Consider the following 22,536-nt stretch of genomic DNA (forward strand, 5'->3'; position numbering starts at 1 on the left):
CGTCGTCGTCCCCGGGCCCCGGCCCGTGGGCGTAAGCCTGCCCCGGCTCCATCCCGTGGCCGGCCTCCGGGGGCGTCAACCGGACAGTCCCGCCGCCAGCAGGTCCACGAACCCGACGTCCTCCTTCGCGACGCCGAACACCTCGGCCCGCTGGAGGGTCCGCTCGGCCCAGGCGCGGTGCGGCTTCACCTCGTTCATCTTGTTCGTGTACGCCGAGCGCAGCACGCCGCCGCCGTCCCGCTCGGGCCGCAGGATGTCCTGGGCGTCGCTGAACTCCTCGTGGCTGACGACGGACAGCGCGTGCACGGGCTGGACGTGCGACGGGTGGATGCACGTCTTGCCGAGCAGCCCGTTGGCGCGGTCCAGTTCGATCTCCCGCAGCAGTCCGTCCAGGTCGTGTTCGATGAGGGCGGTGCGCAGTTCCTCGGCGCGGCCCTCCATGAAGGGGCTGCGGCGCAGTTGTGGCTTGAACATGCGCTCCTGGAGGCGGAAGTACTCCCAGACGGGTCCGGTGATGGTGAAGCCGGTGCCGTCCGCGCGGCCGAGGACGTTGACGACGTCGGCGATGACGCCGGCGACGATCTGCACGTCGTACGCCGTCATGTCGGGCGTGCGGCGCAGCCCGTACGCGGAGCAGAAGTCGGTGACGCCGAGGCGCAGCGCGAGGACCCGGTCGCGGTACTTGTCCACGGTGCGGGCGATGCCGCCCAGGGTCTCCTGCCTGGTCTCCAGGTGGAGCAGCTCCGGCGACTCCAGGACGGGCATGGCGAACAGTCGCCGACCGCCCGGCGTCTCACCATCGGCCTCGATCCCGGCCTCGATCCCGGCCTCGGCCTCGGTGAGGGCCTCCAGGAACGGGGTGCCGCGCCGCTCGGTGAACTTGGGCAGTACGAATCCGGACAGCAGGCGCACGGTCGGGCCGAGCCGGCGGACGAGGTCCGGGATCTGGCCGGGCTCCCGGACCCGGATGAACAGCAGGGGCGGTTCTCCGCCGCGCGCGTCGAGCTCGGCGAACTGGCGGACGAGGTTGTCCTCCGCGGCCTGGACGTCGCCGTCGCCGATGGAATCCTCCAGGCACAGCACCATCGAGACGACGCCGCGCGACACCTGCTTGAGCACGTCGTCGGCGAGCCGGGGCCGGGTGGCGGGGCTGTAGAGGGTGGCGCCGAGGGCGGCCGAGAGGACCCGGGCGGGTGAGCCGGTACCGAAGGCGCACGGCTCCTGGTGGAACAGCCCAGCCCGGGCAGCGGGCGAGATATGCCCGAAATGACGCATATGGATTCCCCAGTACTGCCGTTACGGCCTGATGACATGTGGCCGGTAATAGTACGTAGAGACCGATGTCGTCGGTTCCCCGCCAGCATGAACTTCAGGTAACCCGGCCGCATCTCGTCCATGCCCGGCCACCGGCGCGCCCATGCCGGGACCCGCGTTGTCCGAACGGCGGACGGCCAGGCAGGATGACGGGCATGACGCACGAGATGCTGAAGGGCTCGAACGTCCCGCTCGATACCGCGGCGGTACGGGCCGTACTGTGCTGGACCCCCGGCCCCGGGGTCCCCGACGTCGACGCCTCGGCCCTGCTGCTCGGCGCCGACGGGCGGGTGCGTTCCGACGAGGACTTCGTCTTCTACAACCAGCCACGGCACCCCTCAGGGCTGGTGCGCCGGCTGCCGAAGAAGCGCGTGCCGGAGGGCCTGACCGATACGGTCGAGGCAGATCTCGGGGCGCTGGACCCGTCGGTGGAGCAGGTGGTGCTCGCCGCGTCGTCGGACGGCGACGCCTTCGACCGCGTACCGGACCTGCGCATCCTGCTGTACGACGCCTCGGCCGGGGCTTCGGAGTCGGCCGAGCCGCTGGCGCTGTTCGATGTGCGGCCGGAGACGGGCGAGGAGACGGCCATCATCTGCGGCGAGCTGTACCGGCGCGGGGAGGGCTGGAAGTTCCGCGCGGTCGCCCAGGGCTATCCGACGGGGCTGATCGGACTCGCCACGGCGTTCGGCATCTCGGTCGACGAGACCGAGACCGAGGCCGGGGCCGGGGCCGGGGCCGGGGCGGGGGCCGTCGGGGGCTCCGGCGAGGCCGAAGGACCCCGGGACGCGGACGGGGCGAACGCCGCCGACACAGCCGACCGCACGGACGCGGCCGACCGCCCGGACACGGCGGCCTCGGCGGCGACGGCGGACTCGGCGGACGACGAGACCGGGCAGGCCGGTGCCGGTGCCTCGGAGCACGACGAGGCCCGCGGCGCCACCGGTACGGCGGAGCCCGAGCCGTCCCCCGGCTCGGCGTCCGCGCCGACCTCCGCGATCCCCGCGCCGCCCACGGCACCGCCGCCCCCGGCCGGGCCGCCCGTCGCCCCTCCGGTCCCCGGGCAGACCGGGCCGCCCGCGTACGGCTACCCGCATCCGGGGGCGCCGCAGCCCGCGTACGGCTATCCGCAGCCCGCGTCGGCGCCCACCGGCTCCTCCGGCCCTGCGTACGGCTATCCGCAGCCGTCTCCGGCGGCGGCGCCCGCCCCCGACCCCAACTTCCGGCTGCCGCCCATGGGCCCGCAGTTCCTGCGGGTGTGAGCCGTCAGAGCTTGCTCTCCTTGAAGCCCCTGCCCCACTGCAGGCCCCAGCCGTACATCCGGTCCAGCTCGCCCTGGAAGCCGTACACGAACTTCACCTCGCGGCGCACGACCAGTTCGCCCTTGACGTTCTCCAGCAGGAACACGGCGCAGGAGCGGGCCTGCGGGGCGCGCTCGTCCAGTTCTATCTCGATGCGCGGGCCGTTGCTGGGGTAGAGCGTCATCTTGGCGTGCGTACGGTCGAACGCCGGCGTCTGGTCGTAGATGTAGACGAAGAACAGCAGCCGCTTGATGTCGTCGCAGTGGTCCAGATTGACGAAGATCGTCTCGCCGGACGGGGCGCCGAACCGGTCGTCGCCGCTGAGCTTCACGTACGGCGGCGAGTTGAGGTCGCCGAAGAACCCGCCCAGCGGCTGGACGACGCCCTTGGTGCCGTCCTTGAGCTCGTACAGGCAGCCGATGTCGAGGTCGACGTTGACCACGCCCTGCGTGTGGGCCTGGACGGGTTCCGGCCGGAACACCTTGAGCGGATGGCGGAGCAGCCGGCCGCTCTGCCGGGACCTGCCCTCGATGTCGGACGTCCGCATCTGCCAGGAGAGGTTGACGCGGAGGTTGCCGTTGGCCGCGCCCTGTTTGCTGAGGGAGACGGTCGGTCGCCGCTTGGTCAGGTCGATGGAGTTGCTCGAGGCGCTGCCCGAGTCGAACTGCGCCGCCTTGTTCTGCCACAGGTTGTCCCAGAAGGCCATGCCCCACCCCCAGTTGTCCGGTGTCGCTCGGGTACGCCAGGGGGCGGCCGGGAGCACCCGGCCGCCCCGCTCAGAAGCGTTCCGCATCGCCGGAGTGGTCACACCCCGGTCTCATGCCGTGGTCGTCACACTCCGGAGGTGACCTCGGTCTTGTCGCTGGAGCCTCCGGCGTCGCCCTCCTCGGCCGCGAGCAGCTTGTTGCGGCGGAGGGAGGAGAGGAAGGAGGCCGCGATCAGGAACACACCGATGAGGCCGGTGATGATCTCGCTGATCTCGTACCGGATGGTGATGAGCAGGATGCCCGCGAGTGCGCCGATCGCGTAGTGCGCGCCGTGCTCCAGGTAGACGTAGTCGTCCAGGGTGCCCTGGCGGACCAGGTAGACGGTGAGCGACCGGACGTACATCGCGCCGATGCCGAGGCCGAGCGCCATCCAGAAGATGTGGTTGGTGATGGCGAAGGCGCCGATCACTCCGTCGAAGGAGAAGGAGGCGTCGAGGACCTCCAGGTACAGGAAGAGGAAGAAGGCGGCCTTGCCGGCCAGGCCGACGGCGGAGACCTGCTTGCCCTCCTTCTTGGCCTTCTCCTCCTCCTCGTGCTCGCGCTCCTCCTCTTCTTCGAGCTTGTCCTCGAAGAAGCCGGAGAGACCGCCGACGACCAGGTACGTGATGAGGCCGGCGACGCCGGAGAGCAGCACGGTCGCGGACTTGTCCATATGCCCGGTGCTCGTGTGCGCCTGGGTGGCGAAGGTGACCGCGGTGACGAGCAGGACGATCAGGGCGGTGCAGACCGACAGCATGTCGACCTTGCCGAGCTTGGCGAGCGGGCGCTCCAGCCAGGCCAGCCACTTGATCTCGCGCTCCTCGAAGACGAAGTCGAGGAAGATCATCAGCAGGAACATGCCACCGAACGAGGCGATGGCCGCGTGCGCGTCGGTGACCAGGTCCTCGTACTGGCCGGGGTTCCTGACGGCCAGTTCCACCGCCTCGATCGGTCCGACCTTGGCACTGATGGCGACGATGACGACAGGGAAGACCAGTCGCATGCCGAAGACCGCGATCAGAATGCCGATCGTCAGGAAGATCCGCTGCCAGAAGGCATTCATCTTCTTGAGGATTCCGGCGTTGACGACCGCGTTGTCGAAGGACAGCGAGATTTCGAGGATCGACAGGATCAGTACGATCCCGAACGCCTCCCACCCCCACTGCCAGGCGGCGAACGCGAGGCCGCCCGCCGTGACGGCGAACGACCACCCGAAGGTTTTCAGAACCACTGGCTACCCAATCGTGATGAGGGTCCCCCCGGGCGAAGCATGGGGGAAGACCTCCCCCACGCCGAGCGCGCCGGGTCTTGAAGGAACCCGGAGACGAGCTTTAGGAAACATTGACCCCGAAGTCTAGAGCGATGCCCCGCAGCCCTGATGCGTACCCCTGTCCGACCGCACGGAATTTCCATTCCGCGCCGTACCTGTACAGCTCACCGAAGATCATCGCCGTCTCGGTCGAGGCGTCCTCGCTGAGGTCGTAACGGGCGAGCTCCTGGCCGTCCGCCTGGTTCACGACACGGATGAAGGCATTGCTGACCTGGCCGAACGTCTGGCCCCGGTTGTCGGCCTCGTGAATGGAGACCGGAAAGACGATCTTGTCGCAGTGGGCGGGGACCTTGGAGAGGTCCACGATGAGGGACTCGTCGTCGCCGTCGCCCTCGCCGGTGAGATTGTCACCGGTGTGCTCGACGGAACCGTCGGGGCTGGTGAGGTTGTTGTAGAAGATGAACCACTCGTCGCCGAGCACCCTGCCCGTCTGGCAGAGCAGTGCGCTGGCGTCGAGGTCGAAGGGCGCTCCGGTGGTGGAGCGCGCGTCCCAGCCGAGTCCGACCAGCACCTGGGTCAGATTGGGTGCGGCCTTGGAGAGGGAGACATTGCCTCCCTTGGCGAGCGTGACGCCCATGACGATGAGTCCTCCCCGGTGTGCTGCTGTGTGACGTACTGCGTGAGCCTGCCCTGAAAGGGCGCGTCCGACGCCGCACGGCAGCGTGCGGCGTCGGACGGAGCGACGTGGGCCGGACTCAGACGTTCACGCCGAAGTCCTGCGCGATGCCACGCAGGCCGGAGGCGTAACCCTGGCCGATGGCACGGAACTTCCACTCCGCGCCGTGGCGGTACAGCTCGCCGAAGACCATGGCGGTCTCGGTCGAGGCGTCCTCGCTGAGGTCGTAGCGGGCGAGCTCCTGGTTGTCGGCCTGGTTCACGACGCGGATGAAGGCGTTGCGCACCTGGCCGAAGGACTGCTGGCGGCTTTCGGCCTCGTAGATCGAGACCGGGAAGACGATCTTCTCGACGTCGACCGGGACGGTGGCGAGGTTGACCTTGATCTGCTCGTCGTCGCCCTCGCCCTCACCGGTGAGGTTGTCACCGGTGTGCTCGACGGAACCGTCGGGGCTCTTCAGATTGTTGAAGAACACGAAGTTGCCATCGGTGGCGACCTTGCCCTCGGCGTTCGTCAGCAGCGCGCTGGCGTCGAGGTCGAAGTCCGTACCGGTGGTGGTGCGGACGTCCCAGCCCAGACCGACGGTGATCGCGGTCAGATTGGGCGCGGCCTTGGTCAGCGAGACGTTGCCGCCCTTGCTGAGGCTGACTCCCACGAGTCCCTCCATTGGTTTCCAGGGGCAGCGCCCCCGTCGTGCGTTGGCATCGGAATCAACGACTGGATCCTAGTGACCGGTTCCCGGCGGGAGCAGGCTCTTGCGCCGATCCGCCGCCGGTGTCGGCCCGCTCGCGATCGCCGCCCTGATCCGCTCGCGGTCCGGGCGGCGCGGGAGCGGCTCAGAGCGCGTCGAGCGCCTTGACGTAGTCGCCGAGGTCACGGGCGTCGGGCAGGTCGTTCACGACGGTCCAGCGGACGATGCCGTCCTTGTCGATGATGAAGGTGCCGCGCACGGCGCAGCCCTTCTCCTCGTCGAAGACGCCGTACGCCCGCGAGGTCTCGCCGTGCGGCCAGAAGTCGGACAGCAGCGGGTACTCCAGGCCCTCCTGCTCGGCGAAGACGCGCAGGGTGTGGATGGAGTCGTTGGAGACGGCCAGCAGCTGGGTGTCCTCGTTGACGAAGCGGGGCAGCTGGTCGCGCAGGGCGCACAGCTCGCCCGTGCAGACGCCGGTGAAGGCGAAGGGGTAGAAGAGCAGCACCACGTTCTTCTCGCCGCGGTAGTCGCCGAGGCGCACGGTGCGGCCGTGGTTGTCCTTCAGTTCGAAGTCCGGGGCCTTGTGTCCGACCTCGATCGCCATGTTCACGCTTCCCTTCAGTGGGCCAACCGGTGGGGTCCCACCCTACGCAAGGAGCCCCCGCCGACGATGTCGGCGGGGGCTCCTGACTGCTGCGGCCTCTCGGTGCCCGCGGCGGGCCGGTGCCCGCCGCGCGCCGGAAGGTCAGCGCTTGGACTTGGCTGTCTTCGGGGTGACGAGCCGGCTGCCGACCCAGTCCTTGCCCGCGTTGATGCTCCGGGTCTGGGAGAGGCCGGCCGTCTGGGCGGCCTCGTTGATGTCGCTGGGCTCGATGTAGCCGGGACGGCCGGTCTTGGGCGTCATCAGCCAGATCTGACCGCCCTCCTCGATCAGGCCGATGGCGTCGACCAGCGCGTCCGTGAGGTCGCCGTCCTCGTCACGGAACCACAGCAGCACGACGTCGGCGACGTCGTCGTAGTCCTCGTCCACGAGATCCTGGCCGATGATGGCCTCGATGCCTTCACGGAGCTCCTGCTCGACGTCGTCGTCGTAGCCGATCTCCTGGACCACCTGATCGGGCTCGAACCCCAGCCTGGTGGCCGGGTTGGTCCGCTCCTCCGCGTGGTCCGCGGTCGCGCTCACGGCTTGCCTCCTGATCGTGTTTTGGAAAGTGCTCGGGCCGCGCGCGTACGCGTGGCATGGGCCGTAGTCCACACGTGCTGGGCGGATCGCGCAAGTACCCGGCGACCGAGACCGCCGAAACGGTGACTTTTGGGGCTGTCTTGCCGCAACTCCAGGCACCTCTCCGTGGCGATCCGTCCGGACTCGCGGTGGACACCGAGCCCTGTGACCCACTTTAGGGGTTTCCGCACCTTCTGCGAGTGGGCGGGTGCCGAACAACCGGACGAAACGCCTGGACGGCTTGGGCGTAAGGTTGCGATTTGGCCGACCTCGCACCGGGGGCGGCCGGGATGCCCGACCGGCGGGGGGTTACCTCTCGGTAGAGATGACGTTTGCGGCCACGGGGTACACGATGGTGGCGGCGCGACCTCGTCTGCTGACACTCCGCACACGGCTCTCTCCGTCCACCTCCGTCACCCTCCGTCACTCCCCCACCTTCCCTCATCCCGTAGGCACCACCGAACAGCGAAGGAACAGCGTGGCTTCCGGATCCGATCGCAACCCGATCATCATTGGCGGCCTTCCCAGCCAGGTCCCGGACTTCGATCCCGAGGAGACCCAGGAGTGGCTCGACTCGCTCGACGCCGCCGTGGACGAGCGGGGCCGTGAGCGCGCCCGCTACCTGATGCTCCGACTGATCGAGCGCGCCCGGGAGAAGCGCGTCGCCGTGCCCGAGATGCGCAGCACGGACTATGTGAACACCATCGCCACCAAGGACGAGCCGTTCTTCCCCGGCAACGAGGAGATCGAGCGGAAGGTCCTCAACGCGACCCGCTGGAACGCCGCCGTGATGGTCTCGCGGGCGCAGCGCCCCGGGATCGGCGTCGGCGGCCACATCGCCACGTTCGCCTCGTCCGCGTCCCTCTACGACGTCGGCTTCAACCACTTCTTCCGGGGCAAGGAGGAGGGCGACGGCGGCGACCAGATCTTCTTCCAGGGCCATGCGTCGCCGGGCATCTACGCCCGCGCCTTCCTCCTGGACCGGCTGAACGAGACGCAGCTCGACGCCTTCCGCCAGGAGAAGTCGAAGTACCCCGACGGCCTGTCGTCGTATCCGCACCCGCGGCTGATGCCGGGCTTCTGGGAGTTCCCGACGGTCTCCATGGGCCTCGGCCCGCTCAGCGCGATCTATCAGGCGCGGATGAACCGCTACATGGAGGCGCGCGGCATCGCCGACACGTCGAAGTCGCACGTGTGGGCGTTCCTCGGCGACGGCGAGATGGACGAGCCGGAGTCGCTGGGTCAGCTGTCGATCGCCGCCCGTGAGGGACTGGACAACCTGACCTTCGTCGTGAACTGCAACCTGCAGCGGCTCGACGGTCCCGTGCGCGGCAACGGCAAGATCATCCAGGAGCTGGAGTCGCAGTTCCGGGGTGCCGGCTGGAATGTGATCAAGCTGATCTGGGACCGCTCCTGGGACCCGCTGCTGGCCCAGGACCGCGACGGCATCCTGGTCAACAAGATGAATACGACGCCGGACGGCCAGTTCCAGACGTACGCGACGGAGACCGGCGAGTACATCCGCCGGCACTTCTTCGGCGACGACCACCGGCTGCGCGCCATGGTCGAGGGCATGACCGACCAGCAGCTGCTGCACCTGGGGCGCGGCGGCCACGACCACAAGAAGATCTACGCGGCGTACGCGGCGGCCAAGGCCCACAAGGGCCAGCCGACGGTGATCCTGGCGCAGACGGTGAAGGGCTGGACGCTCGGCCCGAACTTCGAGGGCCGCAACGCCACCCACCAGATGAAGAAGCTGACGGTCGACGACCTGAAGCGGTTCCGGGACCGGCTGCACCTGCCGATCGCCGACAAGGAGCTGGAGTCCGGCCTGCCGCCGTACTACCACCCGGGCCGGGACTCGGAGGAGATCCAGTACATGCACGACCGGCGGCAGGCGCTGGGCGGGTACGTCCCGACCCGGGTCGTGCGGTCCAAGCCCCTGGCGCTGCCGGACGACAAGACGTACGCGGCGGTCAAGAAGGGGTCCGGGCAGCAGTCGATCGCCACCACGATGGCGTTCGTCCGGCTGCTGAAGGACCTGATGCGGGACAAGGAGATCGGCAAGCGGTTCGTGCTGATCGCGCCGGACGAGTACCGCACGTTCGGTATGGACTCGTTCTTCCCGAGCGCCAAGATCTACAACCCGCTGGGCCAGCAGTACGAGGCCGTGGACCGTGAGCTGCTGCTCGCGTACAAGGAGTCGCCGACCGGGCAGATGCTGCACGACGGCATCTCGGAGGCGGGCTGCACGGCGTCGCTGATCGCGGCGGGTTCCGCGTACGCGACGCACGGCCAGCCGCTGATCCCGGTGTACGTCTTCTATTCGATGTTCGGTTTTCAGCGGACCGGCGACCAGTTCTGGCAGATGGCCGACCAGCTCGCGCGCGGTTTCGTGCTGGGCGCGACCGCCGGGCGTACGACGCTGACCGGTGAGGGTCTCCAGCACGCGGACGGCCATTCGCAGCTGCTGGCCTCCACGAACCCGGGCTGCGTCGCGTACGACCCCGCGTTCGGCTACGAGATCGCGCACATCGTCAAGGACGGCCTGCGCCGCATGTACGGGGCGAGCGAGGAGCACCCGCACGGCGAGGACGTCTTCTACTACCTGACCGTCTACAACGAGCCCATCCAGCACCCGGCCGAACCCGCGGACGTGGACGTGGAGGGCATCGTCAAGGGCATCCACCGCTTCAGGGCCGGAGAGGCGGGGGCGATCCCGGCGCAGATCCTGGCGTCCGGTGTCGCCGTGCCGTGGGCCGTGGAGGCGCAGCGGATCCTCGCCGCCGACTGGAACGTCAAGGCCGACGTGTGGTCCGCGACCTCCTGGAACGAGCTGCGCCGCGACGCCGTCGAGGCCGAGGAGTACAACCTGCTCCACCCCGAGGAGGAGCAGCGCGTCCCGTTCGTCACGCGGAAGCTGTCCGGGGCGCAGGGGCCGTTCGTGGCCGTGTCCGACTGGATGCGGGCGGTCCCGGACCAGATCTCGCGCTGGGTGCCGGGCCGCTACACCTCGCTGGGCGCGGACGGCTTCGGCTTCGCGGACACGCGCGGCGCGGCCCGGCGCTGGTTCCACATCGACGCGCAGTCGATCGTGGTGGCCGTGCTGACCGAGCTCGCGCGGGACGGCAAGGTGGACCGCTCGGTGCTGAAGCAGGCGGTGGACCGCTATCAGCTGCTGGACGTGTCGGCGGCCGACCCGGGCGCCGCGGGCGGCGACGCCTAGGAACCCGATATCAGGGTCGTTGGTCGCGGGGCGGTGGGGCCGGGTGGCCCCACCGCCCTTACCGGTTCTTTACGATGCGCCCTATGAGGGCGACGTTGAAGGAACCGACCGCACAGATCCGCTGGGAACAGCGGACCCACAAGCCACTGCTGGCGCTGGCCGTCGCGTTCGCCGTCGCCTACGCCGTGTCGATCGTGGCCACGGGTGTGGACCCGTGGGTGCATACGCTCTGCATGGCCGTGGAGTGGATCGTGTGGGCGGCGTTCGCCGCGGACTACACCGTCCGGCTGGTTCTGGCTCCCTCCCGCTGGCTGTTCGTCCGCAGCCATCCGCTGGATCTGCTGGCGGTGGCGCTGCCGCTGATCCAGCCGCTGCGGCTGCTGCGGCTCGTGGCGACCCTGCTGCTGGTCGGGCGGCGGGCCCGGATGGCGTCGCAGGTCACGCTGACGACCTATGTGACCGGGTCCGTCGCGGGCCTGATGATGTTCGGCTCGCTGGCCGTCCTGCATGTGGAGCGGGACGCACCCGGCGGCAACATCAAGACGCTGGGTGACGCGGTGTGGTGGTCGTTCACCACGATGACCACCGTGGGGTACGGGGACCACGCGCCGACGACCGGTCTCGGCCGGCTGCTGGCGGTGGGCCTGATGCTGTCGGGTATCGCGCTGCTGGGTGTGGTGACGGCGAACATCGCGGCCTGGTTCATCTCCCGCTTCGAGCGGGACGACGCCGAGGAGCGCCGCCGGACGGCCCTGCTGGAGGCCCTCACCCATGAGGTGAGGGAGCTGCGCGCGGAGGTCGCCCGGCTCTCGTCGCCACCGGCTGCGGCTCCGGCGGCTTCGGCTCCGGCTTCGGCGGTTCCGGGGCAGACCACGGGGCCCGGGATCAGTTCTCCCAGATCTTGAAGGCCCGCACCTGGTAGGGCGAGCGCGGCACCCATGTGCCGCTGCCCGGGTAGGTCTCGAACTCGCCTGTCTCGCCGCACGTCGCCGACTGGTACGTGGTGACCGGCCGCCCGGTGCGGTTGGCGAGTGCGGTGGCGGTGGTGCCGTCGGGCAGCGGGACGCAGCTGTCGATGTCGACGCCGGTCAGCTCGTACGTCTGCCTGGCCCCCTTGAATCCCTCCTTCGGCCACAGACACAGCTGTCCCGCTCCGCAGGGGCCGAGGCCGGCCGGTGGCGCGGCGGTGGCCGGACTCCCGGCCTGGAGGGCCGTGACGGCGAACAGGACGACGGCGAGCAGGCCGACGCCGAGCAGCGACCCGGTCCTGGGCACGGTCGTGGGCATGGCCGTGGGCACGGTCGTAGGCATGGTCGTACGCATGATGAGAACCCCCGTTTCACAGGGACCTGGTCCGATCCCCTCACCCAATGGTGACTCTCCGTGACCATTGCGGGGAAGGGTGCGGAGCGTGATCCACCCGGACGGGTGACGGCGGTGACCGGCGGCGGGGGGCAGGAGTACGGGGAAGGGCGGAGGCCCCGGCACAGGTGTGCCGGAGCCTCCGCTGTGACGGGGCCGTGCCGGCCCGCAGTGGGCCGCGCAGGGGCCAGTGGGCCGCAGTGGGCCGCGCAGGCCCGGAACGGTCCGGACGCGCGGGTCAGATGTGGGCGCCGCCCGCACCCGCCTCCGCGTTCGCGCCGCGCTTGGTGAGCGTGGCGACCAGGGCCGCGACGACCGCGACCACGCCCGCGACCGTGAAGGCCATGCCCATCCCGGACATGAACGTGTCGTGGATGACACCCGAGATCGTGCTCAGCAGGTCCGGGGTCATCCCCGGCGCCTTGGCGAGCTCCTCCGGCACCATGCCGAACTCGGCCGCCTGCTCCAGGCCGGGCGCGGGCGGTACCGGGATGCCCGCGTCCTTCCAGTTGCCGCCGAACTCGGAGCTGACCGTGGAGGACATGACCGCGCCCAGCACGGCCGTACCGAGCGCGCCGCCGACCTGCATCGCGGCCTGCTGGAGTCCGCCGGCGACCCCGGAGAGCTCCAGCGGGGCGTTGCCGACGATGACCTCGGTGGCACCGACCATGACCGGGGCGAGGCCCAGGCCCAGCAGGGCGAACCACAGGGACATCGCCAGCGTGCCGGTGGCGGGCGTGAGCGAGAGCATGCCGAACATGGCGGAGGCCGTGCACACCATGCCGCCCACCAGCGGGATGCGGGGTCCGAACCTGGTGATGAGAGCACCGGCCAGCGGCGAGGAGACGATCATCATCGCCGTCAGCGGCAGCAGGTGCAGGCCGCTGTCGACGGGGCTGAGCCCCTTCACGCCCTGGAGGTAGAACGTCACGAAGAACAGGCCGCCCATGAAGGCGAACGCCATGAGCACCATGAGGACCACGCCCGCGGAGAGCGGCACGGAGCGGAACATGCCCAGCGGGATGAGCGGTTCGCGGACCTTGGTCTCCCAGATGGCGAAGACGGCGAAGAGGACGACCGCGCCGAGGATGAAGGCCCAGGTCTTGCCGCTGCCCCAGCCCCAGCTCTCGCCGGCCTTGATGATGCCCCAGATCAGCGAGGCCATGGCGGCGGAGAGCAGCAGGATGCCGACGAGGTCGAAGGAGCGCGGCGCGTTCTCCGCGCGGTGGTCCTTCAGGATGACCAGGCCCATGACGAGCGCCAGGATGCCGACCGGCACGTTGATGAAGAAGACGGACTGCCAGCTGACGTGCTCCACGAGCAGACCGCCGACGATCGGGCCGCCGGCCGTCGACGCGCCGATGACCATGCCCCAGATGCCGATGGCCATGTTCAGCTTCTCGGCGGGGAAGGTGGCCCGCAGCAGGCCGAGCGCCGCGGGCATCAGCAGGGCGCCGAAGAGGCCCTGGAGCACCCGGAAGGCGATGACGAGGGCGATCGAGTCGGACAGGCCGATCGCTGCGGAGGCGCCGGCGAAGCCGGCGATGCCTATCAGGAAGGTCTGGCGATGACCGAAGCGGTCACCGAGCTTGCCGGCCGTGATCAGCGAGACGGCGAGGGCGAGCAGATAGCCGTTGGTGATCCACTGGACGTCGGCGAGCGACGCGCCGAGGTCCCGCTGGATCGCGGGGTTGGCGATGGCGACGATCGTGCCGTCGAGCGCGACCATCATCACGCCGACGGCCACGGCGAAGAGCGTCAGCCAGGGGTGGCCGCGCAGGCCCCCGGCCGGTGCGGGCAGGGGCTCGGGCTCGGGGCCGCCCTGCGACGCCTTTTCGATGGTGGTCTGACCAGTCATGACGTCGAGGCTAGTGTCAGCGACTGACAATTGACAAAGCAATTCACACGACGGTAACTGTCACGTCGCTCACAAGTACCCTGAGCCGCCGGAACAGGCCGAAAGCACCAACAAGAGGACCAAGAAGTGACGGTTGAGCAGCCGACCACCCCGGGCTCCCCCACGAGCCCGTCCGGTGGCTCCCCCACCGGCGCCGGGCAGGCCACCGGGTTGCGCGAGCGGAAGAAGCGGCGCACCCGTGACGCCCTGCTGCGGTCCGCGCTGGAGCTCTTCACCACACAGGGGTACGAGCGGACGACCGTCGACGAGATCGCCGACACCGTCGACGTCTCGCAGCGCACGTTCTTCCGCTACTTCGCCAGCAAGGAGGACGTCGCCTTCGCCGTCCAGCAGATGGTGGAGGAGCACTTTGTGGTCGCGCTCCGGGCGCGCCCGGCCGGCGAGGGTCCGTTCGACGCCATGCGGAACGCCGTGCTGGGCGCCTGGGACACCATCGGCGAGGCCGTCATGGAGCTGGTGCCGGTCGAGCTGTACCTGCGGATGTTCCAGGTCATCGAATCGACCCCGGCGCTCCTCGCCGTCCATCTGCGCCGCTCCATCGAGATGGAGGAGAACATCGCCCGGCTGATCGCCGACCGCGAGGGCCTCGACGTCGACACCGATCCCCGGCCGCGCGTCGCCGTGGCCGCGTTCAGCGGGGTCATGCGGATCACCGGACAGCTGTGGGTCCGGGGCGACGACCCGACCCTGGAATCGATCCGGGCGATCACCGAGACATATCTCGACCACCTCGGGCCGGCCCTCGCCGCAGACTGGCGTCCCGCGCCGCAGCGTACGCCCGGCGCACACGGAGCGTGACAGGGCCGGGCGGACCCGGCGGCCCCTTCCCCGTATTCCCCGTTTGACGCGTGACGTGCGCCACCCTGCGCGCGAGCCGCCCCGGGCGTCTCCTAGGGTGTCTCGTAGTGACTTCTCCCGCCCTCACCCCCACGCTCACCGTATGGCGCGCTCTGCTCGCCCTGGCGGTCGTCTTCGTCCTCCTCGCGACCACCGGATGGACCTCCCTGCAGGACAGACGCGGCTCACAGGAGCCGCGCCAGGCCGCGCTGACCGCATGGCGGGATGGCCGGACAGGCATGCGGGAGCTGCCCGATCCGGCATCGCCGCCGACCGTCATCGCGGCGTTCTTCGCGTCGCTCGGCGCCCACCAGCGCCACCGCCTCGCCGCCGAGCACCCGCTCGTCGTCGGCAACCTCGACGGGGTGCCCGTCACGCTCCGCTACCGCGCCAACCGGCATGGGCTGGCGCGCGCGCTGGACACCGAACGGCGGCGGGTGAACGATCCGCGGCTGACCGCCGATGGCCGGCGGGAGGCCCTCCGCAGGACGCACCGGTTCTCGTCGCTGATGCGCGGACACCGGCAGATCCTCGCCTTCGACCCGTCGGGCACCGGCCGCGTGGCGGAGGTGTTCGGCGACCTGGACCGGGCGCAGCGCGTCTCGGTCGTCGTGCCGGGCGTCGACACCGACGTGCTGAGCTTCCAGAAGACCGCCCGCAGGTACACGGCGCCCGTCGGCATGGCCGAATCCCTGTACGCCGCCGAGCGCTCCGCCGCGCCCGGCACCCGTACCGCCGTCATCGCCTGGGCGGACTACACCGCGCCGGACGGGGTCGGCATGGACGCGGCGACCGGGCGGCTCGCGGCCGAGGGCGCCACGCGGCTCACCGCGCTGGCCCGTGCGCTGCCCGGCGACTCCCGGGTGTCGCTGTTCTGCCACAGCTACGGCTCCGTGGTGTGCGGGCTCGCGGCGCACGCCCTGCCCGCGCGGGTGACCGACATCGCGGTGGCGGGCAGCCCCGGCATGCGGGCCGAGACGGCGGCCGCGCTGGGCACCGGGGCCCGGGTGTGGGCCATGCGGGACGCCGAGGACTGGATCGCGGACGTGCCGTACCTGGACGTGGCCGGAGTCGGGCACGGAGCGGACCCGGTGGCCCCCGAGTTCGGGGCGCGGCTGCTGTCGGCGGCGGGCGCGGCGGGGCACGGCGGGTACTTCGAACCGGGGACGGAGAGCCTCACCAACTTCGCCGAAATAGGTGTCGGTTCGTACCGGAGCGTGCGCTGTGCGGATGGAACAAGCGCTTGCCGCAGCGGAATCTCCGGCCCGTCGGCGCTCTGACGCGCGTAGAGGCGCGCAAGGGTACGTCCGGTTCCGCACCTCTTCCAGGGGCGACGCGCGGGCGCACGCCGCATACGATGAGGCGCATGGGTGATGTGCTGGCCGGAATTCATGCCACCTGGGAGTTCGAACCCGACGCCGTGCTCATCCGCTTCGAACGGGGGATCCGTGCGCCGAAGCTCTTCCAGGCGCTGCGCGAAAGACGCGTGCCCTACGAGGCGTTGGCGTCGGTGACGCTCTCCCCGGGGAAGCGGGGAACGGTGGTGCTGCACGCGCGGCCGCGCGCGGGGGCCGATCCGCTGATGGAGGCTGCCTCGGGCCAGTTGAAGGAGGGCAACGACCCCTATCGGCTGGTGCTGCCCGTCGAGCGCGAGACGCTCGCCGAGTACTACGCGGACGAGCTGCGGGCGCTGCTCGGGCCCGAGGCGCGCGAACCGGCGGAGCGGTTCCTCGTGGCCGCCCCTGAGGCGCCGCTGCACTTCAAGGCGTACGACGCCAAGGCGTCCTTCGACGGCGGCCAGGTGTCGTTCCGCTGGTTCTGGACCGGTGCGTCGTCCGCCAAGTGGAAGGCGGGCGACCAGACGTTCCCGGTGCGCGAGCTGAGCGGTGTCGAGTGGCGCTCGCCCGACGTGCTGGACGGCTACCTGCGGCTGCTGCGGCGCGGCGGCGGCGAACCGCAGCCGGCCCAGGCCGACCAGGACCCGGCGGCCGTCGTCTTCGGTCTCGGCTACGGGCCGGTCCACGAGTCGCTGCCGTTCGCGGCGGCCGTGCTGCACGCCGTACGGGCGGCGGCCGGGGCGCCGGTCGCGGTGCCCGTCGCGGCCGGGCGCCGCGACCCGGCGGACATCGCGGATCGGATCCGTCACCTGGGCGAGCTGCACCAGGCGGGCCTGGTGACGGACGAGGAGTTCACGGCGAAGAAGGCCGAGCTGCTGGCCGAACTCTGACCCCGCGACAGGCCGCGGCGCCCCGGGGCGCGCTCGGCCACGCGTCGCCCGGACGGGCGGCTGTCGCACGGGCGGCGCCCGGACACGTCACGCCCGGACACGTCACGCCTGTCATGTCGCGCCCGGACACGTCACGCCCGGTCATGTCGCGCCCGGACACGTCCCGCCCGGTCATGTCGCGCCCGGACATGTCGGGCCGGACAGGCGCGGGTCACGCCTCGCGGGCGGCCGAGGTGTGGGACATGTCCGGGTAGCGGTCGCCGGTCACCCGGTCGGCGATGGGCTCCAGCAGGGCCAGGTCCTCGGGGGTGAGCGTCAGCCGGGTCGCTGCGGCGTTCTCCATCAGCCGGGCCCGCTTGCGGGTGCCCGGGATCGGGACGACGGCCAGGCCGTGCACGGCCGCCCGCTGGTGCACCCAGGCCAGGGCGACCTGCGCGGCGGTGGCCCCGTGGGCGGCCGCGACGGTGTGGACCGGCTCCAGGAGCGCGGCGTTGCGCCGGGCGTTGTCGCCGGAGAAGCGCGGCTGGTGGCGCCGGAAGTCGTCGTCCGGGAGGTCCTTGGCCGCGTCGGCGAAGGCGCCGGTCAGGAAGCCGCGGCCGAGCGGCGAGTACGGCACGAACGCCACGCCCAGCTCGGCGGCCGCGCCGACGGCGCTGCGCTCCACGTCCCGGGAGAACAGCGACCACTCGGACTGGAGCGCGGCGATCGGGTGCACCGCGTGCGCCTCGCGCAGCTCGGGGCCCGTCACCTCGCTCAGGCCCAGGTGCCTGACCTTGCCCTCCCGTACCAGCTCGGCCATCGCGCCGACGGACTCGGCGAGCGGGACCGCCGGGTCGCGCCGGTGCATGTAGTACAGGTCGATGGTGTCGACGCCGAGGCGGCGCAGGCTGTGCTCGACCGCCGACCTGATGTACGCGGGGTCGTTGCGGACGGTCCGGGTGTTCGGGTCCGCGCCGCGGTCGATGGCGAACTTCGTCGCGAGGGTGATCTCGTCGCGGTGGGCGGCGACGAACGGGGCGAGGAACTCCTCGTTGGCGCCCTGCCCGTACATGTCCGCCGTGTCGATCAGGGTGACGCCCGCCTCCAGCGCGGCGTCGAGGGTGTCGCGGGCCGCGGCCTCGTCGGTGTCGCCGTAGAACTCGCTGATGCCCATGGCGCCGAAGCCCTGGACGCCGACGAGCGGGCCGTCCGTGCCGAGGCGTACCGTCGCTATCCGCTCGACCGGGGCGGCGACCCGCTCCGCGCCGATTCGCTCTGTGTCGATTCGCTCTGTGTCGATCTGCTGTGCGGTGGTCTGCTGTCCGGTGGTCTGCTGTTCCGTGGTCATGTGGCGTTCAGGCCCTCTCCGACGCCCGGCGGGCGCCCCCGTAGAAGTCGATCTTGAAGTCGAGGACGGCCAGCGTCTCCTGGAGCTCGGCGATCCGGGCCCGTACGTCCCTGCGGGTCCGCTCCAGCAGTTCCTGCCGCTCCTCGAAGGTGTGCTCGCCCTCGCGCACCAGCTCGGCGTAGCGCACCATGTCGGCGACCGGCATCCCGGTCAGCCGCAGCTTCCCGACGAACGCCAGCCAGTCCAGGTCCCGGTTGGTGAACCGGCGCTGGCCGGTCGCCGACCGGTCGACGTGCGGCATCAGCCCGATCCGCTCGTACCAGCGCAGGGTGTGGGCGGAGAGCCCGCTCCAGTCGGCCACCTCGCTGATCGTGTAGCGGTCCTGCCCGTCGGGGCGGGGGTGTGCGGGCGGCGCCGCCGTGCAGACGTCGGTGCCCTCGGTCCGTACCGTCCCGTTCCGTACGGTCGTGCTCTCGATCACCGTCATGGCCCCCACGCTAAGAGGTTGGAGTGCACTCCAGGCAAGGGCCGCCGGGCGACGAAGTACGCTCGTTCGCATGCAGAGCCTGGCGATGATCGAGAACTGGCCCGTCCCGACCTCGGCGGCCGCCGTCGTCCGCGCGGACGGCACCCTGGCCGGGTCCCACGGCCCCACCGACCTGCGGTTCCCGCTCGCGTCGGTGACGAAGCCGCTCGCCGCGTACGCCGTGCTCGTCGCGTACGAGGAGGGCGCGGTCGAGCTGGACGAGCCGGCCGGGCCCGAGGGCTCCACGGTGCGGCACCTGCTGGCCCACACGTCGGGGCTCGCCTTCGACGAGCCGCGCGTGATGGCGGCGCCCGGCACGCGGCGGATCTACTCCAACGCCGGGTTCGAGGCGCTGGGCGACCATGTCACGAAGGCCACGGGCATCCCGTTCGCGGAGTATCTGCGCCAGGCGGTCCTCGAACCGCTGGGCATGACGGCGACGGCCCTGGACGGTTCGCCCGCGAAGGACGCGGTGTCGACGGTGGACGACCTCGTGCGGTTCGCGGCGGAGGTGCAGGCGCCCCGGCTGCTCGACCCGCGCACGGTGCTGGCGGCCATGACGGTCGTGCACCCGGGGCTGACCGGCATCCTGCCGGGGTACGGGCACCAGCGGCCCAACGACTGGGGTCTCGGGTTCGAGATCCGGGACGGCAAGTCGCCGCACTGGACGGGCGCCGCGTCGTCGCCGCGCGCGTTCGGGCACTTCGGGCAGTCGGGAACGTTCCTGTGGGTCGATCCGGAGGCGGGCGCGGCGTGCGTGGCGCTGACCGACCGGGCCTTCGGGCCCTGGGCGATCGACGCGTGGCCGCCGTTCACGGACGCGGTGCTCGCCGAACTGCGCCGGTAGGCGGGGCGGTCGGCCAGGTCGGCCGGTCGGCCGGTCGGCCGGTCACCGGATCAGGGAGTGACACCGGGTGCCGGTGTGGTGGCCGGTGCCGGTGTGGTGCCCCGTGCTGCTGTGGTAGCCGGTGCTGGTGTGCTGCCGCCCGGTGCCGGTGTGGTGCTCTGTGCCTGGCCGTCGGGCGCCCACGTCGGCGTCGGCGCGTCCCGGTCGCAGCGGACGGCAGGCAGCGTGGCCCCTGCCCCGGAGACGGCGACCTCCACAGCGCCGTTGATGTCGGCGGCGTACGCGATCGTGCACACCAGTTGCCTGACGGCCGCCGGTGACAGTTCCCCGACCGCGAGACCGACGGTGACGTCCACCCGGTCCCGACCCTGGCGGACGCTCACGGGTGTGCCGGACCGGTCGCGTCCGATGGTGGGCAGTTCGGTGGTGACACCGGCCGACCGCTCGTCGTTCGAGGGCCCCGCCAGCAGCGCGGCGACGGTCTTCGCGACCCCGGGGCCGGTCGGCCGGGTGTCCGTCGTACCGTTCCCCGAGCTCTGGACGGGTGGCGGCTGAGCCTCGAACGGCCGTGCCACCGGCAGCGGTTCGCCCTCCGGGGACACGAAGAAGAGCAGCATGCGGGCGTCGCGCCCCGGGAAGACGTCGACGGTCGCGGGGCCGCCGGCCCCGATGACCCCGGTCTCGCGGACACCGCAGCCCGCGAGCAGCGGCAGCGCCGTGACCAGGGGGAGCGCCGTTAGGGCCCACGCGCGCCTCATCGGTCCACCCCCGGGGCCGGCTCTTCGGTGGTCAGCGGCAGGTCGACGGTGAACAGGGCACCGCCGTCGGGGCCGTGGGCGTCGGCGCGGACGGTGCCGCCGTGCAGCCGTACGTTCTCCAGCGTGATGGCGAGGCCGAGGCCGCTGCCCGCCGAGCGGGTGCGGGCCTCGTCGGCCTTGTAGAAGCGGTCGAAGATGTGCGGGAGCGCCTCGGGCCGGATGCCCGGGCCGCTGTCGGCGACCTCCATGACGAGCCGTTCGGCGCCGTCCTCGCGGGTCTCGGCGCGAAGGCCGACGCGGACCGGAGGGCGGCCGTGCCGCAGGGCGTTGCCGACGAGGTTGGCCACGACGACGTCGAAGCGCCGGGGGTCGAGCCGGGCCCGGATCCCGTCGGGCAGCGCGGTGACGACCTGGCCGGTATCCGTCCACCGCCGGGACTGGAGCGTGCGGCGCACGGTCTCGGCCACGTCGACCTCGTCGGTGTTCAGCGCGGCCGCGCGGGCGTCGAAGCGGGAGATCTCCATCAGGTCCTCGACCAGCACGGCGAGCTTTCCGGTCTCGGCGCTGATGAGCCGGACGGCCGCGGCCGTGTCGGGGTCGAGGCCGGACGCGTCCTCGTCGAGCACCTCGGTGACCGCGAGCATCCCGGCGAGCGGGGTGCGCAGCTCGTGGGAGACGTCGGAGGCGAAACGGCGGGCCCGTGCCTCGGCGGCACGCAGCTCCTGTACGGACCGTTCGAGCGCGCTCGCCGACTCGTTGAACGTACGGGCCAGGTCGGCGAGTTCGTCCCCGCCCTTGACCTGGATGCGGGTGTCCAGCCTGCCCCGGCCCATGCTGCGGGCGGCGCGCCGCAGGTCGCGTACCGGGCGCAGCACGCTGCGGGAGGCCAGCAGCGCGGGGACGAGGGCGACGCCGAGCGCGGGCACGGCGCCGTCGCGGGCGGCGACGACCATGGCCTGGATGTTGGCCTCTTCCTCCTCCAGCGGCATCACCGCGTACAGGACGAGCCCCGTGGGGCGGGTGTGGTCGCCCAGCTTGAAGACGGCCGGGACGGCGATGGTCAGCCAGACCCTGTCGCCCTGGACGACCCGCTGGAAGCTGCCGTGCGGGTCGGTGTGGGCGGCGCGGCGCAGTTCGGGGGTGATGACGGTGGACGTGTCGCGGGTGCCGGACGAGGCGCGGACCGTTCCGTACTCGGCGAAGACGTGCCAGGGTCGGGGGCGGCCCTGGCGGGCGATGTCGCGCAGCAGGTCCTGGAGCCCCTCGTGCCGCACGGGCAGGGACATTCCGAGGAGGCGGACCTGGTCGCGGAAGGCGGTGACAGCGGTGTTCTGGGTCTGTTCCAGGATCGCGTTGCGGGCCTCGCGGTAGGTCAGGGTCGCGGTGGCTCCGGCGCTGACGGCGGCGACGAGGAGGAAGGCGAGCACGAGGCGGGTGCGCAGCCCGAACCGGGCGAACCGCCTGCGACGCGCGGGCCTCGCGCCGGCGGCGCCCGTGGCTCCCGTGGCCCGGGTGGCCCCCGTGGCATCCGCTGCCCCCGTGGCATCCGCTGCCCCCATTGCCCCCGTGGCCTCCGTTGCCCCCGTGATCCCGGGCGTTCCGCCGGTCACAGCGGGCCGAACCGGTAGCCGAAGCCGCGCAGGGTCTGGACGTAGCGGGGGCTGCCTGGCACGTCCTCGATCTTGTTGCGCAGGCGCCGCACACAGGCGTCGACCAGCCGCGCGTCACCGTGGTAGCTGTGCTCCCACACGTGCTCCAGGAGCTGCTGACGGCTGAAGACCTGCTCGGGCGAGGCGGAGAGATGGAGCAGCAGCTTGAGTTCGGAGGGGGCGAGCGCGATCGGGTCGCCGTTCTTGGCGACGGTCAGTCCGGCCCGGTCGACGGCCAGTTCGCCGTGGAGCTCGATGTCCGGCCGACCGCCGGGTACGTCGATGCGGCGCAGGACGGCCCGGATGCGTGCGTCGATGACGTCGGTACGGGCCGGTTTGACGATGTAGTCGTCGGCGCCCGCCTCCAGCCCGATGACGACGTCGAAGTCGTCGCCCCTGGCGGTGAGCATGATGACCGGCAGCTGGCTGCGCTCGCGGACGCGGCGGCACACCTGGACGCCGGTCATGCCCGGCAGCATCAGGTCCAGCAGGAGCAGGTCGGGGCGGAACGCGGTGAGCGCGGCGAGCCCCTCCTCGCCCGTGGGCGCCGTGCGGACGTCGTGGCCGCGACGGCGCAGGCCGAGGGCGACCCCTTCGCGTACGGACGGGTCGTCCTCGATCAACAGGACGCGTGGCATCGGT

The 22,536-nt window shown here is 71.2% G+C and carries 21 protein-coding genes; 7 read left to right on the plus strand and 14 right to left on the minus strand.

All coding sequences use genetic code 11. The features are described from left to right. Positions 1–75 precede the first annotated feature (75 nt). Complete coding sequence (locus ACGF5U_RS02955; protein ID WP_392714822.1) at positions 76–1,275, minus strand: HpcH/HpaI aldolase/citrate lyase family protein; 1,200 nt, start codon at positions 1,273–1,275, stop codon at positions 76–78. Between the two features lie 185 nt (positions 1,276–1,460). Between ACGF5U_RS02955 and ACGF5U_RS02960 the strand changes: the two genes are divergently transcribed. Continuing rightward, positions 1,461–2,573, plus strand: coding sequence for a TerD family protein (locus ACGF5U_RS02960; RefSeq protein WP_392714821.1), 1,113 nt, complete (start codon positions 1,461–1,463; stop codon positions 2,571–2,573). Positions 2,574–2,577: 4 nt separating this feature from the next. Here ACGF5U_RS02960 and ACGF5U_RS02965 read toward each other — a convergent pair whose 3' ends face one another. From ACGF5U_RS02965 to ACGF5U_RS02990, 6 genes are all read right to left on the minus strand, one after another. Next, positions 2,578–3,318 (minus strand): Tellurium resistance, encoded by a 741-nt coding sequence (locus tag ACGF5U_RS02965; RefSeq protein WP_392714991.1) that lies wholly within the window; start codon positions 3,316–3,318, stop codon positions 2,578–2,580. A 125-nt stretch (positions 3,319–3,443) separates the two neighbouring features. Then, on the minus strand, positions 3,444–4,589 hold the full coding sequence (locus tag ACGF5U_RS02970) for a DUF475 domain-containing protein (RefSeq protein ID WP_392714820.1): 1,146 nt from the start codon (positions 4,587–4,589) through the stop codon (positions 3,444–3,446). Positions 4,590–4,689: 100 nt separating this feature from the next. After that, positions 4,690–5,265 carry a TerD family protein gene (locus ACGF5U_RS02975; protein ID WP_392714819.1) on the minus strand — a complete coding sequence of 192 codons (576 nt, stop codon included), beginning with the start codon at positions 5,263–5,265 and terminating at the stop codon, positions 4,690–4,692. 118 nt (positions 5,266–5,383) lie between these two features. Continuing rightward, positions 5,384–5,959 (minus strand): TerD family protein, encoded by a 576-nt coding sequence (locus ACGF5U_RS02980; RefSeq protein ID WP_392714818.1) that lies wholly within the window; start codon positions 5,957–5,959, stop codon positions 5,384–5,386. Between the two features lie 181 nt (positions 5,960–6,140). Then, positions 6,141–6,599 carry a peroxiredoxin gene (locus ACGF5U_RS02985; RefSeq protein ID WP_392714817.1) on the minus strand — a complete coding sequence of 153 codons (459 nt, stop codon included), beginning with the start codon at positions 6,597–6,599 and terminating at the stop codon, positions 6,141–6,143. Between the two features lie 141 nt (positions 6,600–6,740). Then, the gene (locus tag ACGF5U_RS02990; RefSeq protein WP_392714816.1) at positions 6,741–7,178 is read right to left on the minus strand and encodes a DUF3052 domain-containing protein; all 438 of its coding nucleotides are present in this window, start codon (positions 7,176–7,178) and stop codon (positions 6,741–6,743) included. Between the two features lie 517 nt (positions 7,179–7,695). Here ACGF5U_RS02990 and aceE point away from each other — a divergent pair. Further along, the gene (aceE, locus tag ACGF5U_RS02995; protein WP_392714815.1) at positions 7,696–10,443 is read left to right on the plus strand and encodes a pyruvate dehydrogenase (acetyl-transferring), homodimeric type; all 2,748 of its coding nucleotides are present in this window, start codon (positions 7,696–7,698) and stop codon (positions 10,441–10,443) included. Between the two features lie 74 nt (positions 10,444–10,517). After that, positions 10,518–11,348, plus strand: coding sequence for a potassium channel family protein (locus tag ACGF5U_RS03000; protein ID WP_392714814.1), 831 nt, complete (start codon positions 10,518–10,520; stop codon positions 11,346–11,348). On the opposite strand, the gene ACGF5U_RS03005 is transcribed toward ACGF5U_RS03000, so the two are convergent. Further along, positions 11,329–11,730 (minus strand): peptidase inhibitor family I36 protein, encoded by a 402-nt coding sequence (locus ACGF5U_RS03005; protein WP_392714990.1) that lies wholly within the window; start codon positions 11,728–11,730, stop codon positions 11,329–11,331. The two genes, ACGF5U_RS03000 and ACGF5U_RS03005, sit on opposite strands and share 20 nt — an antisense overlap. 313 nt (positions 11,731–12,043) lie before the next feature. Continuing rightward, positions 12,044–13,537 carry an MFS transporter gene (locus ACGF5U_RS03010; RefSeq protein WP_392714989.1) on the minus strand — a complete coding sequence of 498 codons (1,494 nt, stop codon included), beginning with the start codon at positions 13,535–13,537 and terminating at the stop codon, positions 12,044–12,046. 336 nt (positions 13,538–13,873) lie between these two features. Here ACGF5U_RS03010 and ACGF5U_RS03015 point away from each other — a divergent pair, with 336 nt between their 5' ends. The 3 genes from ACGF5U_RS03015 (at position 13,874) to ACGF5U_RS03025 (ending at position 16,787) form a co-directional block, all read left to right on the plus strand. After that, a complete protein-coding gene (locus ACGF5U_RS03015; protein ID WP_392714988.1) occupies positions 13,874–14,521 on the plus strand; it encodes a TetR/AcrR family transcriptional regulator in 648 nt (215 codons plus the stop codon). A 107-nt stretch (positions 14,522–14,628) separates the two neighbouring features. Further along, positions 14,629–15,840 (plus strand): alpha/beta hydrolase, encoded by a 1,212-nt coding sequence (locus ACGF5U_RS03020; protein ID WP_392714813.1) that lies wholly within the window; start codon positions 14,629–14,631, stop codon positions 15,838–15,840. An 86-nt stretch (positions 15,841–15,926) separates the two neighbouring features. Beyond that, complete coding sequence (locus tag ACGF5U_RS03025) at positions 15,927–16,787, plus strand: DUF4429 domain-containing protein (protein WP_392714812.1); 861 nt, start codon at positions 15,927–15,929, stop codon at positions 16,785–16,787. Positions 16,788–16,998: 211 nt separating this feature from the next. On the opposite strand, the gene ACGF5U_RS03030 is transcribed toward ACGF5U_RS03025, so the two are convergent. Continuing rightward, on the minus strand, positions 16,999–18,114 hold the full coding sequence (locus ACGF5U_RS03030) for an aldo/keto reductase (RefSeq protein WP_392714811.1): 1,116 nt from the start codon (positions 18,112–18,114) through the stop codon (positions 16,999–17,001). A 7-nt stretch (positions 18,115–18,121) separates the two neighbouring features. Beyond that, positions 18,122–18,601: a MerR family transcriptional regulator gene (locus ACGF5U_RS03035; protein ID WP_392714810.1), complete on the minus strand. Its 480-nt coding sequence runs from the start codon at positions 18,599–18,601 to the stop codon at positions 18,122–18,124. A 70-nt stretch (positions 18,602–18,671) separates the two neighbouring features. Between ACGF5U_RS03035 and ACGF5U_RS03040 the strand changes: the two genes are divergently transcribed. Next, positions 18,672–19,487: a serine hydrolase domain-containing protein gene (locus tag ACGF5U_RS03040; RefSeq protein WP_392714809.1), complete on the plus strand. Its 816-nt coding sequence runs from the start codon at positions 18,672–18,674 to the stop codon at positions 19,485–19,487. A 50-nt stretch (positions 19,488–19,537) separates the two neighbouring features. Here the strand turns inward: ACGF5U_RS03040 and ACGF5U_RS03045 are convergent, their stop codons facing one another. The 3 genes from ACGF5U_RS03045 to ACGF5U_RS03055 are packed head-to-tail and all read right to left on the minus strand — an operon-like array spanning position 19,538 to position 22,532. Further along, positions 19,538–20,245: a hypothetical protein gene (locus tag ACGF5U_RS03045; protein ID WP_392714808.1), complete on the minus strand. Its 708-nt coding sequence runs from the start codon at positions 20,243–20,245 to the stop codon at positions 19,538–19,540. Next, on the minus strand, positions 20,242–21,804 hold the full coding sequence (locus ACGF5U_RS03050; RefSeq protein WP_392714807.1) for an ATP-binding protein: 1,563 nt from the start codon (positions 21,802–21,804) through the stop codon (positions 20,242–20,244). Before ACGF5U_RS03050 ends, ACGF5U_RS03045 begins: the two co-directional genes overlap by 4 nt. Positions 21,805–21,851: 47 nt before the next feature. Continuing rightward, positions 21,852–22,532 (minus strand): response regulator, encoded by a 681-nt coding sequence (locus ACGF5U_RS03055; RefSeq protein ID WP_392714806.1) that lies wholly within the window; start codon positions 22,530–22,532, stop codon positions 21,852–21,854. Between the last annotated feature and the right edge of the window lie 4 nt (positions 22,533–22,536).

The sequence above is a fragment of the Streptomyces sp. NPDC047886 genome, assembly GCF_043204435.1.
Classification (GTDB): domain Bacteria; phylum Actinomycetota; class Actinomycetes; order Streptomycetales; family Streptomycetaceae; genus Streptomyces.